This is a genomic window from Pseudoalteromonas aliena (genome assembly GCF_038155085.1).
Taxonomy (GTDB): Bacteria; Pseudomonadota; Gammaproteobacteria; order Enterobacterales; family Alteromonadaceae; genus Pseudoalteromonas; species Pseudoalteromonas aliena_A.
This window is the reverse complement of the sequence record NZ_JBAKAU010000009.1, coordinates 138,902-152,861: the sequence shown is the minus strand read 5'-3', so window position 1 is coordinate 152,861 and position 13,960 is coordinate 138,902. Positions and strand designations below refer to the sequence as shown.

At 39.0% G+C, this 13,960-nt stretch carries 14 protein-coding genes; 9 read left to right on the top strand and 5 right to left on the bottom strand.

The window, feature by feature from the left end:
• The 7 genes from V6260_RS11020 to purF all read left to right on the top strand — a co-directional run.
• Positions 1 to 1,655, top strand: a 1,655-nt coding sequence (locus tag V6260_RS11020; protein WP_341594113.1) for a FimV/HubP family polar landmark protein, incomplete at its 5' end; no start/stop codon positions are given.
• A gap of 277 nt (positions 1,656 to 1,932) precedes the next feature.
• On the top strand, positions 1,933 to 2,727 hold the full coding sequence (truA, locus tag V6260_RS11015; RefSeq protein WP_341594116.1) for a tRNA pseudouridine(38-40) synthase TruA: 795 nt from the start codon (positions 1,933 to 1,935) through the stop codon (positions 2,725 to 2,727).
• A gap of 157 nt (positions 2,728 to 2,884) precedes the next feature.
• Positions 2,885 to 3,760 carry an acetyl-CoA carboxylase, carboxyltransferase subunit beta gene (gene accD / locus V6260_RS11010; RefSeq protein WP_341594112.1) on the top strand — a complete coding sequence of 292 codons (876 nt, stop codon included), beginning with the start codon at positions 2,885 to 2,887 and terminating at the stop codon, positions 3,758 to 3,760.
• Between the two features lie 25 nt (positions 3,761 to 3,785).
• Entirely contained in the window at positions 3,786 to 5,054 is a 1,269-nt protein-coding gene (folC, locus tag V6260_RS11005; RefSeq protein ID WP_341594111.1) for a bifunctional tetrahydrofolate synthase/dihydrofolate synthase, read from the top strand.
• A gap of 11 nt (positions 5,055 to 5,065) precedes the next feature.
• Positions 5,066 to 5,707 (top strand): SPOR domain-containing protein, encoded by a 642-nt coding sequence (locus tag V6260_RS11000; protein WP_341594110.1) that lies wholly within the window; start codon positions 5,066 to 5,068, stop codon positions 5,705 to 5,707.
• Between the two features lie 173 nt (positions 5,708 to 5,880).
• Positions 5,881 to 6,375 (top strand): CvpA family protein, encoded by a 495-nt coding sequence (locus tag V6260_RS10995; protein WP_341594109.1) that lies wholly within the window; start codon positions 5,881 to 5,883, stop codon positions 6,373 to 6,375.
• Between the two features lie 18 nt (positions 6,376 to 6,393).
• Entirely contained in the window at positions 6,394 to 7,920 is a 1,527-nt protein-coding gene (gene purF / locus V6260_RS10990) for an amidophosphoribosyltransferase (protein WP_341594108.1), read from the top strand.
• 190 nt (positions 7,921 to 8,110) lie between these two features.
• Here the strand turns inward: purF and V6260_RS10985 are convergent, their stop codons facing one another.
• Positions 8,111 to 8,710: a Yip1 family protein gene (locus V6260_RS10985; RefSeq protein WP_341594107.1), complete on the bottom strand. Its 600-nt coding sequence runs from the start codon at positions 8,708 to 8,710 to the stop codon at positions 8,111 to 8,113.
• A 205-nt stretch (positions 8,711 to 8,915) separates the two neighbouring features.
• Here V6260_RS10985 and miaE point away from each other — a divergent pair, with 205 nt between their 5' ends.
• Entirely contained in the window at positions 8,916 to 9,674 is a 759-nt protein-coding gene (gene miaE, locus V6260_RS10980; RefSeq protein WP_341594106.1) for a tRNA isopentenyl-2-thiomethyl-A-37 hydroxylase MiaE, read from the top strand.
• A 14-nt stretch (positions 9,675 to 9,688) separates the two neighbouring features.
• On the opposite strand, the gene V6260_RS10975 is transcribed toward miaE, so the two are convergent.
• The gene (locus tag V6260_RS10975) at positions 9,689 to 10,423 is read right to left on the bottom strand and encodes a UDP-2,3-diacylglucosamine diphosphatase (protein ID WP_341594105.1); all 735 of its coding nucleotides are present in this window, start codon (positions 10,421 to 10,423) and stop codon (positions 9,689 to 9,691) included.
• A gap of 89 nt (positions 10,424 to 10,512) precedes the next feature.
• Entirely contained in the window at positions 10,513 to 11,004 is a 492-nt protein-coding gene (locus V6260_RS10970; RefSeq protein ID WP_058548414.1) for a peptidylprolyl isomerase, read from the bottom strand.
• Between the two features lie 132 nt (positions 11,005 to 11,136).
• On the opposite strand from V6260_RS10970, the gene cysS reads away from it, so the two are divergent.
• Complete coding sequence (gene cysS / locus V6260_RS10965; protein WP_341594103.1) at positions 11,137 to 12,516, top strand: cysteine--tRNA ligase; 1,380 nt, start codon at positions 11,137 to 11,139, stop codon at positions 12,514 to 12,516.
• Between the two features lie 120 nt (positions 12,517 to 12,636).
• On the opposite strand, the gene V6260_RS10960 is transcribed toward cysS, so the two are convergent.
• A complete protein-coding gene (locus V6260_RS10960; RefSeq protein ID WP_341594102.1) occupies positions 12,637 to 13,389 on the bottom strand; it encodes a DUF3379 family protein in 753 nt (250 codons plus the stop codon).
• The gene (locus V6260_RS10955) at positions 13,389 to 13,946 is read right to left on the bottom strand and encodes a sigma-70 family RNA polymerase sigma factor (RefSeq protein ID WP_032827217.1); all 558 of its coding nucleotides are present in this window, start codon (positions 13,944 to 13,946) and stop codon (positions 13,389 to 13,391) included. The genes V6260_RS10960 and V6260_RS10955 overlap by 1 nt, the downstream gene beginning before the upstream one ends.
• Positions 13,947 to 13,960 lie beyond the last annotated feature (14 nt).

Here is a 13,960-nt window from a genome sequence, read left to right as displayed (position 1 = left end):
AGCTTATAGAAGAGCCTGAGCTTATAGAAGAGCCTGAGCTTACAGACGAACCTGAGCTTATAGAAGAGCCTGAGCTTATAGAAGAGCCTGAGCTTACAGACGAACCAGAACTTGAAGAAGAGCTTGGGCTTGAAGAACAGCCTGAACCTATAGATAAATCAGTTAATGATTTTTCAGATACATCAGCTTCGCTTCTTGATCCAGATGATACGCTCGAAGAATATACAGACGATACACTAAAGAGTGTTGATGAGCTTTTAAATGAGCTACAACAAGCGACGGATGATGACTATATAGAAACACCAGATTGGTCTTTAGATGAGCTTGACGACGATCTTGAGGAAATAGAAGTAGACCTTGGTGACGATCCGTTAGCGGGCGGCGATGACTCAGATATTACCAAAATTGAAGAGCAGCCTGATAGCGAGCTTATAGCGCCAAGTGAAGAGTTAGATGAATATCCTGAACTTGAATTAGATGATGATCATTCATTATTGGAGAATGAACCTTCGTTTGAGCCGCAAGAACCCAAAGAAAATGCACTGAGTGATGAAAATGCAGTAGCACTTAGTCAAACTGAGAAAGATCTCGCAAATGCGCTTTCTGAAAATACTAACTTAGATAGCTTAGAAGATGATTTTGATGATGAACTATTAATTGATAATGACTTCTCTGAATTAGAAGCTGAAGACAAGTCGGTTGATGATGATTTACTGCAAGAAATTAATGACGGAATTGATTCTGTTGAGCCAGTAAGTATAGAAGAGAATACCAAACCTCTTAACCTTGATGAAGTTCAAGAAACACTAGAAAGTGAGTTGTCATTTACTCCCGAAGAATTGCAAGGAGATGATTTAGACGGCGAGGCACAGGGCACCGCTACCAGTCAAGCTGAGCAGAGTTTAGCAAGTGCGCTTTCTGAAAATACTGATTTAGATAGCCTAGAAGACGATTTTGACGATGAAATTTTAATTGAAAGTGATTTTTCTGACTTGGATGTTGAGTTTGACGAAGATACTTTAGAACAAGCGCTAACTGATGAGTTATCAGACGAACTGCAAGAGCAAACAAATGCAGAGCGCGAAGCACAGTTAACAAACTCAGATGAAGCAGGTAGCACTAATATTAGCTCTGACGATGAACTTGATGAAGAGTTTATGTCAAATTTGACGCAAACTGATTTTGATTCATTACTTAGTGAGTTAGCAGAACCAGAAGAATTAAGTGCTACGGATAGCAGTGAATTTGATGTCGATTTTGACAGCTTGTTAAAAGAAGACTTAGAGGAAGATGACTCATTAACTACAAAAGAGCCACTTGTTGGAACTAGTGATGTTGAGCAACTTGATAATGATGAGTTTGTAGATATAGATTCATTACTAGAAGAAAGTGAAGAGGCTGAATCTGAACACGAACCATACAACGACGTTAATATGGATGTTGGTTTGAGTGAGTTTGATGCATTACTTGCTGGTGATAACCCAACCGATGTTGATGCGGAAAGTGGTGGCTACTCAGCTAAACTAGATTTAGCGCGTGCTTATATTGAAATTGATGATTTTGATTCTGCGCTTAAGGTCATTGAGGATGTCATTAACAAAGGCCCTGAAGAAGTTCAAGAAGAGGCACTTAGTTTAAAAGCGAAACTAAAATAAAAAATCGTATTTAAAAACCCTTAATTAGTTATTCTAATTAAGGGTTTTTTATGGAAATCAGTTTAATTATAATAAGGGAAACAACGCATTAATGAAGCGAACGTTATAGTATGTAATTGTTATAAAAGAATAATTTATATCAGAATTATTAAGTTATTTGATTCATTAAAATAGTTATGTTTTTAATAAAAAGGGTATTACAGCAGACCTCCTTTTATTGCGTCGAGAGATAGCATAAAATGCAGTGTTCATTAGCACAGTAGGTAAAGCAGTAATTATGCGAGTAGCACTTGGAGTTGAATACAACGGCGTACGCTATAGTGGGTGGCAACGTCAATCACATGTAAATAGCGTACAACAAGAAGTAGAAAAGGCATTGTCGCGTATTTGTAATCACCCAGTTGAAATAGTATGTGCAGGGCGAACTGATGCGGGTGTGCACGGTACAGGTCAAATAATACATTTTGAAACTGAAGCTTCGCGTGACATGGTTGCATTTACAATGGGTATGAATACGTTATTGCCTAAAGATATTGCTATTCGCTTTGCACAACCAGTTGCTGTCGATTTTCATGCTCGTTTCAGTGCAACAGCTCGCCGATACCGCTATATTATTTATAACTCTCCTTTTCGAGGAGCAGTGTTAAGCGAAGGGGTTACGCATTTTCATCACCCATTAGATGAAGTTAAAATGCAGGAAGCCTGTCAGTATTTGATCGGGACACACGACTTTACATCTTTTCGTGCGATCCATTGTCAAGCGAATACACCGACTCGCACTATTCATCATTTATCGGTACAGCGACAAGGTTGTTACGTTATAATTGATATTAAGGCTAATGCGTTTTTACATCACATGGTACGCAATATAACTGGGAGCTTGATGGATATTGGCATACATAAGCAGCAGCCTATTTGGTTGAAAGAATTACTTGATTATAAAGAGCGTGCTAAAGCAAGTGCTACAGCTAAAGCTGCAGGTTTATACTTGGTTGATGTCGATTATCCTGAAGAATTTAATATTCCTAAAATGCCTTTAGGTCCATTGTTTTTACCTGACGCGGGAATTTAGTTATGGTTGTCGTTAGTATTTTTTTATGAACCCTTTTAACTACTAAGACCAGTTTTTTATACCGCGTTAGTGTAATTCATGTTTTAATTGAAAAAATTTTGTCTACTAATTGCTATTGGTAGGCTCGCGACACAGAACAGTATTAAGAGAGTTGCAAATGAGTTGGCTAGAAAAAATCTTACCTAAAACGACAAAATCATCAGGTCGTAAAGAAATCCCAGAAGGTGTTTGGGCTAAGTGCACATCGTGTGATTCAATTTTATATAAGGCTGAATTAGAAAAGTCATTAAATGTATGTCCTAAGTGTGGCCACCACATGCGTGTTAGTGGCCGTAAGCGCCTAGAGCACTTTTTAGATGAAGGTGATCGCCAAGAGCTTGGTATACAACATGAACCTAAAGACATTCTTAAGTTTAAAGATTCTAAAAAGTACTCTGATCGTATCAGCGCAGCCCAAAAAGCAAGTGGTGAGAAAGATGCACTTGTAGCTATGAAAGGCCGATTAAAAGGCATCCCAGTTGCAGCGGTAGCATTTGAGTTCTCATTTATGGGGGGGTCAATGGCTTCTGTTGTAGGCGCTCGCTTTGTTGATGCTGTTGATCAATGTTTAGAGCATAACATGCCGCTTATCTGTTTTTCTGCATCAGGTGGCGCGCGCATGCAAGAAGCGCTTATGTCGCTTATGCAAATGGCTAAAACAAGTGCTGCGCTTGCAAAAATGACTGAACAAGGTCTTCCGTTTATTTCAGTAATGACTGACCCAACAATGGGCGGTGTATCTGCATCACTTGCTATGCTGGGCGATATTAACGTTGCAGAACCTAAAGCGTTAATTGGCTTTGCAGGTCCTCGTGTTATTGAGCAAACTGTTCGCGAAACATTACCTGAAGGTTTTCAGCGTAGTGAATTTTTGCTAGAACACGGTGCAATTGACATGATTATTGACCGCCGTGAAATGCGCGATACCCTTGCACGCATTTTAGCTAAATTTATGAACTTGCCTTCTACGGAACAAGAGCATAGAGTAGCGTAAATTTTAGCTTTACTGATTACACGCTATGACAAAAACAATTCCTAGCCAATCATCAAGCCTTGATGATTGGCTTTTTTATTTAGAAAGTGTTCACCCAGCTAACATTGCCATGGGCTTAGAACGAGTTGCTAATGTTGCTAACAATATTGGCCTTTTAAACACTCCAAGTAAAATTATTCTTATTGCCGGTACAAACGGTAAGGGCACAACAGCACGCTGCTTAGAGTCGCTATTGCTAGCGCAAGGTTTTAGTGTTGGTACTTACGCATCTCCACATTTAATTCGTTATAACGAGCGTGTACGAGTTAATGGGGAAGAATTAGCAGACCAATTTCATATAGATGCTTTTCACCAGCTTGAGCAAGGCCGTAAAGACACTCCACTGACTTATTTTGAATATGGTACTTTGGGGGCGTTGGCAATTTTTAAACGCTGTAACGTCGATTATGTATTACTAGAGGTAGGTTTAGGTGGGCGCTTTGACGCTACAAATATAGTCACTCCCTTTGCAAGCGTGATCACCACTATAGACTTAGACCATAAAGAGTACTTAGGTGATACCCGTGAGTTAGTGGCTTATGATAAAGCCGGTATTTTTCGTGAAAATACGCCCGCTATTATAGGGGATTTAAATATTCCTCACACAATGACTGATTATGGTAAAGAAATTCATGCCAATATGACGCTGTCGGGTAGTGACTTTATTTTTAAAGAAAATGCTGAAAGCTTTAACTGGCAATATAAAGAACATAATCTTGAAATAGATAAACCTGCAATACCGTGTCAAAATGCAGCAACTGCGTTAACTACTCTAAGTGTTTTAAACTTATTACCTAGTGAATCAATTATACGAAGTTGCTTAGCTAATTTAGTTGTCGAAGGGCGGTTTCAAAAGTTAAGTATTGAGCCTTTAGTCTTTACCGACGTGGCACACAACCCTGAGTCGGCGCGTTATTTAGCCAATAAGTTATCAAGGTATAAAGATAAAGGCTTTAAAATTCATGCATTAGCCGCTATGCTTGCTGATAAAGATAAATCTGGTGTACTTAAAGAAGTAAGTCACTTAGTTGATGAGTGGTCATTAGCGAGCTTAAATGGCCCGAGAGGCGACACTGCAAGTAATTTACAAAATGCACTGCAGGTATTGTCTCATCATCATAATATTATTAATAGCTATGATAGTGTGGCACAGGCACTGAATGTAATTTTACCAGAACAACAAAGTGATACTATGTTGATTATATTTGGTTCATTTTTTACAGTTGCTGGCGCTATTAATTACTTTAAAAAATAGAGAGGATGTCGGTGAACTCAAGTTTTATTAATCGCTTAGTCGGAACAAGTATAGTGGTGATCGCGGCAATTGTGTTTATCCCTAATATACTCGATGGCGAAAAAGTGCATTATAAAGAAGGCTTTAAAGCGATACCAGACCGTCCTGAGTTCAAAACAATTGATCTTCAAGAATCAATTGATGAAAATATGGCTAATGCTGAGCCACTAAAGCAAGATGAAATTGAAGACATTCAAGCTGATGATGAAGCTTTTGAGCAGCAAAGCGCTATGGATGAGAGTGATTACGCTTTGGAAGATAAAGTTGTTGAAGCAACTATAGAGCCGAAAGCTACACCAATTACAAAAGCGCCTGTTCAAGCCAAACCAAAGTCTATTGCACCACGTAAAAGTGATGAAAATCTAACTAGTATGGCTTATGTTATTCAATTAGGTAGTTTCTCACATGTTGCAAACGTTAAAGCATTGCAGGCTAAATTAAAGGCTAAAGGGTTTAAAACGTTTACTAAACCGATTAAAACTCCAAACGGGACGTTAACTAAAGTATTTGTTGGCCCTTCGCTTGATAAAAATGAACTACAAAAACAGCTCCTCAAGCTAAAAAAACTTACTAAATTAAATGGTAAGGTTACTCAATATGAAGTAACAAAGTAATTAAAAAAGGCTTGTAAAATAAGCCTTTTTTATTTGGATCTTTACCCTACTGTAACTATTCCAAAATGCTATTTTTCTGTGTCCACTACAACCCAGTAATCTCCCGTTTAAACTTGCATACTAACAATGTTTGGGTATAGAATGCGCCCCAAATTAGCGACTAATTGGTTCTTATGATCTGGGTTGATTACGCCATTATTGGCATCATTGTATTGTCTACCATCATCGGTTTAATACGCGGCTTTGTAAAAGAAGCAATGTCATTAGCGATATGGGCTGGCGCCTTTATCATCTCTAGTTTATTTTACCAATATTTAGCTTCCTTCCTAACAACCATTTCTGAACCCCTTTTAAGAAATGCGGCGGCCATAGCCATACTATTTTTTGCGACGCTACTGTTAGGCGGTTTACTAAACTACATTTTAGGTGAACTTGTACATCGTACTGGTTTATCGGGTACCGACCGTGTTTTTGGCGTTGTGTTTGGTGCTCTACGAGGCGTGTTGGTCGTGAGCGCGTTACTCTTCTTTCTTGATGCTTTTACTGGTGCACCTAACACGCATTGGTGGGGCAACTCTATTTTGATTCCAGAATTTGGCTTTGTTGTTGAATGGTTTTTTACGTACCTAGAAAACAACTCGAGCTTTTTAAATTCAGTAAACCGTTAATCGGCGAGGATAAATTACATGTGTGGTATCGTTGGAATAGTCGGAACATCTCCTGTCAATCAGGCGATTTATGATGGCTTAACTGTTTTGCAGCACCGTGGTCAAGATGCCGCGGGTATTATTACCATAGAGAACAATACGTTTAGCTTACGCAAAGCAAATGGCCTTGTGAAAGATGCATTTCACACCCGTCATATGAAGCGACTGCAAGGTACAATTGGTATTGGCCATGTGCGCTATCCTACCGCAGGGTCTTCAAGCTCATCTGAAGCACAGCCTTTTTATGTTAACTCACCATTCGGTATAGCGCTTGCCCATAATGGCAACCTTACTAATGCTGAAGCGCTAAAGGAGCAGTTATTTTCAGAAGCTCGTCGTCACGTTAATACAACATCAGACTCTGAAATTTTACTTAATATCATGGCACATGAATTAAGCAAATCTGATAAGTTGCATTTAGACCCTGAAGATATTTTTACTGCGGTAACTGAAGTAAACAATAAAGTAAGCGGTGGTTATGCAACTATAGCTATGATTATCGGCCACGGCATTGTTGCTTTTCGCGATCCTAATGGTATTCGCCCACTTGTATTTGGTAAACGTGAAACCGAAAAAGGTACTGAGTACATGTTTGCCTCAGAAAGTGTTGCGTTAAAACCGGATGGTTTTGAGTTTGTACGTGACGTTGCACCTGGTGAAGCTATATATGTCACAGAAGAAGGTGAGTTCCATTCACTTAGTTGTGCTGATAAGGCTTCTTACTCGCCATGTATTTTTGAATTCGTTTATTTTGCTCGACCTGACTCAACAATAGATCGTATGTCTGTTTACGCAACACGCGTAAACATGGGGACTAAACTAGGCGAAAAAATTGCACGTGAATGGGCAGATAAAGACATTGATGTAGTTATCCCAATCCCAGAAACATCATGTGATGTAGCATTAGAAATAGCACGAGTGCTTGATTTACCATACCGCCAAGGCTTTGTTAAAAACCGTTATATTGGCCGTACGTTTATCATGCCTGGTCAAGAGATGCGCAAAAAATCAGTGCGTCAAAAGCTAAATGCAATTGATCGCGAGTTTAAGGGTAAAAACGTATTACTTGTTGATGACTCAATTGTGCGTGGAACAACATCAGCACAAATAGTTGAAATGGCTCGAGAGTCTGGCGCAAAAAACGTTTATTTTGCATCAGCAGCACCTGAAATACGCTTCCCTAACGTGTATGGTATTGATATGCCTTCAGCAGCTGAGCTGATTGCTCATGGACGTGAAGTTGAGGATATTAATGCAAGCATTGGTTCTGATGGTTTAATTTTTCAATCGTTAAAAGATTTAATTGCTGCGGTTAGCCAAGAAAATCCTGAAATTACTAAGTTCGAAACTTCAGTATTTGATGGCCAATATATTACAGGCGATATTGATCAAAACTATTTAAATCGTATTGATAAGTTACGTAACGATTCAGCAAAAAGCACCCGTGAAAGTGCTATGTCTTCAGGTTTAGAAATACACAATCAAGACGAAAACGAGGCTGATTAATAGATAATTAATAAAAAGTCGTTACATATAAAAAAAGGAGCTAATTAGCTCCTTTTTTGCGAAGGAAAGAAAGGGAACATTCCTATCAAACACAACTCTTATATCAATCTGATTATATATGGCGCCTATTTAACGACGTTACACTGCAATTTAATTCGTTAAATCGATTAAAGATTTATGCAGGTTGATATTAAGTAAACATCGGGCTAACAATCCCATTTGTCCAAAGCATAGCTGTTACAGCTAAAATAATAACCAGTAATATTAATCCACACGTTACAACCGAGCTGGCATAAATAAAGCCACGCTCTTGGGGAATATGCATAAGTATTGGTACGCCGGTATAAAGTAAGTAGACCGAGTACGCTAGTGCAATAATTCCAATACATACTACAAACCAAAGTACAGGCCAAAAGGCAGCGAAGGCTGACATAAACACAGGTGTTGCAGTATAAGCTGCAAGTTCAAGTGTTTGTGTAAATGTAGGCTTAGAGCCAAATGTAATGGCCATCCAATGGGCTAAATACGCCAATGCAAATACACCTGCTATTAAAGCAAAATACATCGCACCTGCAATTAGCAGTGCACTATCGTGCGTTAAAAATACGTGATCACCAGCACCTATACTCCATCCTAAATAAACAGATGAGTAGTAGCCCATTATGGAAGGGAATAAAGCAATCAGCAAAATATGCGACAAGCTATAGGTTAAACTTTCATGGCGATTATCTATTGTTTGCCACTCTTCAAGTGGGTGAGCATAAATGCCCCAGAGGTGATTTAGTATCATAGTGCTTACTCCATAAAAGGACGTATTACTGTTTTGGTTGGTTTATTTTTATACAGCCTATGTACAGTTATGGTTCACTTACTTTGTAAAGTCAAGTTAACTAACTATTAACCTTTTTACGCAGGTTAGGGGTTTGATTTATCCCAAGCAAAATTTCGTGTTAAAATAATGGCATATCAAATTTATTTAATAATGAGCAGTCAACGTGCCACATAGCCAACTTTTAGAGCCGATCAATAACTTTTTAGTGTGTACAACCCCACAGCAGTGGGTGGAGCAGGCAATTAAAAAAGAGAACTTATCAGTTATTTTAATTGATCACTTAATTTGTGAGTTGAAAGCGGCTCAAAGTGCGATGTTTTTAATACGTAAATACGCTGTTGATAAAGAGGGCAGTGACGCCTTACTAGAATGGCTAAAGCCATTTGAAACGCTCATTTATAAGCGTGAAGGAAATTGGCGTGATCTCGCGGCTAAAAATAAGCTAACTAAATCAATAATTCCCAAATCTAATTCGCCATATGGACAAGATCTAATTGATAAAATGGTGTTGCTGATAAAAGAAGAGCTGCATCACTTTTATCAAGTGCTCGAAATTATGGACGAGTATGGTGTAGAGTACCAAAGCATTACACCATGTCGTTATGCAAAAGGTATGCTTCGTCATGTTAAAACGTTTGAGCCAAATGCCCTTATTGATAAATTAATTGTAGGCGCTTACATTGAGGCGCGCTCATGTGAGCGTTTTGCAAAACTGGCACCGCATGTAGATAAACGCTTAGGTGACTTTTATATATCGTTATTGCGTTCAGAAGCGCGTCATTATCAAGATTATTTAATGCTCGCACAAGAAATTGCTGATTTTGATATTACAGAGCGTATTAATATTTTTGGTAGAATTGAGGCGGATTTAATTCAATCTCCAGATAATGATTTCAAGTTTCATAGTGGTGTACCAATCTAAATTTAATTTAGAGTCTAAAGAAGTGTATTAATTAACTGCTGTGATATTGGTGTAACCTGTAAATATGAGCCCTGTGTGTACCAGTCGCCTAATACAGTGCGCGTAAGTGTTTCCCGATTTTTCGTATATGTATGGACGTTAGGGCGATGTGTATGGCCGTGTATCATGTTGCTCACATTATGCTTTTTAAACGTTTCTAGAACGGCATCTTCTACAACATCTAAAATTTCTATTGGCTTGTCGGCTTGGCTTAATTTGCTTTTTTCACGTGCGTTGCGAGCGATTTTTTTTCTATACCAAAGCGGCATAGCTAGCATAAGTTTAGGCCACCACCAACCTCTACTTTTTTTACGGAATGTTTGATATTCAGTATCTTGAGTACACATTTCATCGCCATGTAAAATAACGGTCGGTGTCCCGTATAAATCAATCACGGCCTGTTCGCTTAAAAGTGTCATACCAGCTAACTTTGCATATTGCTCTCGCATAATAAAGTCGCGGTTGCCATGTATAAAATAGACTGGTGTTCCTGCATTACTCACAGCTTTTAAATGCTTAGCTACGTCGCCTGCAAGTTCAGTGACGTAGTCATCACCTACCCATACTTCAAAAAAGTCACCTAAAATATAAAGCGCATCAACGTCTTGATTTAGAATGTTAGATTCTAAAAATTTAAAAAAAGCAGCGCTAATATCAGGTCTGTTTTCACTTAAATGTAAATCAGCAATAAAGTATGTCTTACGAGTCATAGGGATGTCTTTTCGATATAAATAAAGCGGGCGTATGTCTATTGCATAAACACCCGCTGATACTCCACACTACGTGGGTAAACGTAATATTAGCTTACAGTAACGCTTTCGATGATCACGTCTTCAAGAGGTACGTCTTGGTGAAAACCGTTGCTACCTGTCGCTACACCTTTAATTTTTTCTACAATGTCCATGCCTTCAACTACTTCAGCAAACACACAGTAACCCCAGCCTTGTGATGTTTCGCTGCTGTGGTTTAAAAAATCGTTGTTGTTAACGTTAATAAAAAACTGTGCAGTAGCTGAATGAGGATCAGGAGTACGTGCCATTGCTAAAGTACCTACTTTGTTAGATAGGCCGTTGTTAGCTTCGTTTTGAATCGGATCGTTAACGTCTTTTTGTTCCATACCTGGCACGAAACCACCGCCTTGAACCATAAAGCCATCAATTACACGGTGAAAAATTGTACCGTTGTAAAAACCAGCATTTGCATACTCTAAAAAGTTTTTAACTGTGTTTGGTGCTTCCGCTTCGTGCATTTTAATGGTGATGTCACCAAAGTTTGTGTGTAGAACAACCATGAGGTTTCCTATATCTGGTTTAAATAGTCGCGCTATTTTATCTTAGTTAGCCAAGATTAACAAAGCGCTAGAGCCCATGCTTTGCAAGTGGTAACATACATTTTCTTGATAACAGTGAAGGACACCAACTAAATGGTACAAATATACAACACACTCACGCGACAAAAAGAACAATTTAAACCTATGGTCGAAGGAAAAATCGACATGTATGTGTGTGGTATCACCATTTATGATTACTGTCACATAGGTCATGCGCGTACATTTGTTGGGTTTGACGTAATAGTCCGCTACCTTCGCCATATTGGCTACGATTTAAAATACGTACGCAATATTACCGATGTTGACGATAAAATAATTAAACGTGCAAATGAAAACGGCGAGTCAATAAACGATTTAACACTTCGTATGACCAAAGCAATGCATGAAGACTTCGATAGTTTGAACATGCTACGTCCAGATGTTGAGCCAACGGTAACAGGCCACATGGATGAAATTATCGAAATGGTTGAGCGTTTAGTTGCTAAAGGCCATGCGTATGTAGCGTCTGATGGCGATGTATTATTTGATGTTTCAACGTTTGAGCAATATGGCGCGCTATCTCAGCAAGATTTAACAATGCTTCAATCAGGCTCACGTGTTGAGGTGGCTCAAGACAAAGACGACCCACTTGACTTTGTTTTATGGAAAAAAGCCAAAGCAGGGGAGCCATCTTGGTCATCTCCATGGGGAGAAGGGCGCCCTGGTTGGCACATAGAGTGTTCAGCAATGAGCTCAAAACATCTAGGTGAGCATTTTGATATTCATGGTGGTGGTTCTGATTTACAGTTTCCACATCATGAAAACGAAATTGCTCAATCGTGCTGTGCAAATAATGGTAAATACGTAAATACGTGGATCCACACAGGTATGGTGCAAGTTAACAAAGAAAAAATGTCTAAATCTTTAGATAACTTTTTTACTGTACGTGAAGTATTAAAAGCTTACGATGCTGAATCTGTTCGTTACTTTTTAATATCGGGTCATTACCGCAGCCAATTAAATTACTCGCAAGAGAATTTAGATCAAGCACGTTCGTCACTTGAGCGTATTTACACAGCGCTTCGTGATGTAGAGCCGGTAGAATGCGATTTAGAAGGCAATGAGTTTGTTGCCAAGTTTAGAAAAGCAATGAATGATGACTTTAATACACCAGAAGCACTACCTGTGTTGTTCGAACTTGCTAAAGAGTTAAACCGCGTTAAAGATACTGATACAGGTCAAGCTGGTAAGTTAGCGTTTATACTACGCAGCCTTGGTGAAGTGCTAGGGGTTGCTCAACAAGCACCTGAGGCTTTTTTACAAGGTGGGCAAGATGATGATGAAGTTGCGACGATTGAAGCCTTAATAGTAAAGCGTAATGAAGCACGTGCGAGTAAAGATTGGGCTGCTGCTGATGAAGCACGTGATGCGCTTAATGTGTTAGGTGTAATACTCGAAGATTCAGCGGGTAAAACTACTTGGCGAAAAGCCTAAATATATTGATAAAAAGTACCTTGAAATATTGCTAGTAATCCAAACTTTAGATGCTGAAGCAAGCTTCAGCCGATATTTAGTATAGATAAAACCGCTTAGTAAAAACTAAGCGGTTTTATCTTAAAGCCAACGAATTGCGCCAGTAACACGTTCGTTATATGTATCTAGAGGAGCTCCAAGGCTTGCCACTAAAATAGTATCAGCTTGTGAGCCTCGGTTAATGTGACCTTCAAAGCGCTCATCGCGGAAGGTGTCATCCCCAAAGCCAAATGATTTATTTTCAGAAGGCACTATAAATACCGTCATTGGACCAAAGTCAGACTCAAATATTAAATGCAGTCCTTTTTCGCCTTTAAAATCACAAAACATAGCATAAGTTACAGCGCCAGGAAGTTCATCAAGATGACCACCCAATACTGCAAGCTTATCGTTAACGCTTTGTAGGCTAATGGGCTCTTTTTTATCAAGCGCATTAATTTCGTAGTACACATGGGCAAGCGCATGCTCACCTGCTTCGTGTGCAATATTTTGCTCTGTACTAAAAAAGAAGGCACTAATCGCCACTACAAAAGACGCTGCTAACGCAAGATGTATACGATCAAACTTAAAACGCGATCGAGCATTAACCACATTTTTGCCTGTTGCTTGCTCTTCTTGGAGTGCTTTTTCTTTTAACGATGTGTTTAAAAGAATGCGGTCTGCAAGATTTACAGGCACAGGTATATCTAAGGAATCTTGAATAAATTTATCAAAATCTTTCATATCGTTAATAAAACTTTGTCGCTCTGGGTTATTGTCAGCAAACTCCATAAGCTCCTTGTCAATGTCGTTTGGCTGCGCAATAGTGCGGCGACGAAACTCAAGTTCATCCATTATTTTGATGCCCCTTTAAGTTGTTCATCATCACGGCTTAAAGCCTCTTTAAGTTGATTTCGGGCACGGTATAAACGAGTCATTACCGTGTTTTTATTTAAATTAAGTATGCCTGCAATCTCTTCACCAGAGCAGCCCATTACAACTTGCAATAATAATGGCTCTCGGTATTCATCAGATAGCAGTGCAATCTGGCGTTGAATTACCGTTTGTTCCATTTCATCGTCTAATGAATGGCTGGTTTCATCAACAAGCGTATCGTTTTCTACGTCGCTGTAATCAAACTGTTTACGTTCAAATCGGCGTGCGTTTTCTCTTCGTAATATAGTAAGCAGCCAGGGTTTAGCTGCCTTTTGATCAAGTAAAGAGTCGAGTGAACGCCATGCGCGTAAAAACGTTTCCTGTACTAAATCATCTGCTATGTGCGGATCACGGCATAACCAATAAGCAAAGCGATAAAGCTCTTTATTGTAAACGTGGACCAAGGCTTCATAACGCTTTTGTTTCTCTGCCATATCGATTAAGACCTGATTGTTTGATTTTTTCTTTCCAAGCATAAGCACTTTTTTAA

Bases quoted from the DNA above. Each gene is read 5' to 3' on its own strand.
- truA (WP_341594116.1), top strand. From the start codon at position 1,933: ATGCGAGTAGCACTTGGAGTTGAATACAACGGCGTACGCTATAGTGGG.
- accD (WP_341594112.1), top strand. From the start codon at position 2,885: ATGAGTTGGCTAGAAAAAATCTTACCTAAAACGACAAAATCATCAGGT.
- folC (WP_341594111.1), top strand. From the start codon at position 3,786: ATGACAAAAACAATTCCTAGCCAATCATCAAGCCTTGATGATTGGCTT.
- V6260_RS10995 (WP_341594109.1), top strand. From the start codon at position 5,881: ATGATCTGGGTTGATTACGCCATTATTGGCATCATTGTATTGTCTACC.
- purF (WP_341594108.1), top strand. From the start codon at position 6,394: ATGTGTGGTATCGTTGGAATAGTCGGAACATCTCCTGTCAATCAGGCG.
- V6260_RS10985 (WP_341594107.1), bottom strand. From the start codon at position 8,710: ATGATACTAAATCACCTCTGGGGCATTTATGCTCACCCACTTGAAGAG.
- V6260_RS10975 (WP_341594105.1), bottom strand. From the start codon at position 10,423: ATGACTCGTAAGACATACTTTATTGCTGATTTACATTTAAGTGAAAAC.
- V6260_RS10970 (WP_058548414.1), bottom strand. From the start codon at position 11,004: ATGGTTGTTCTACACACAAACTTTGGTGACATCACCATTAAAATGCAC.
- cysS (WP_341594103.1), top strand. From the start codon at position 11,137: ATGGTACAAATATACAACACACTCACGCGACAAAAAGAACAATTTAAA.
- V6260_RS10960 (WP_341594102.1), bottom strand. From the start codon at position 13,389: ATGGATGAACTTGAGTTTCGTCGCCGCACTATTGCGCAGCCAAACGAC.
- V6260_RS10955 (WP_032827217.1), bottom strand. From the start codon at position 13,946: ATGCTTGGAAAGAAAAAATCAAACAATCAGGTCTTAATCGATATGGCA.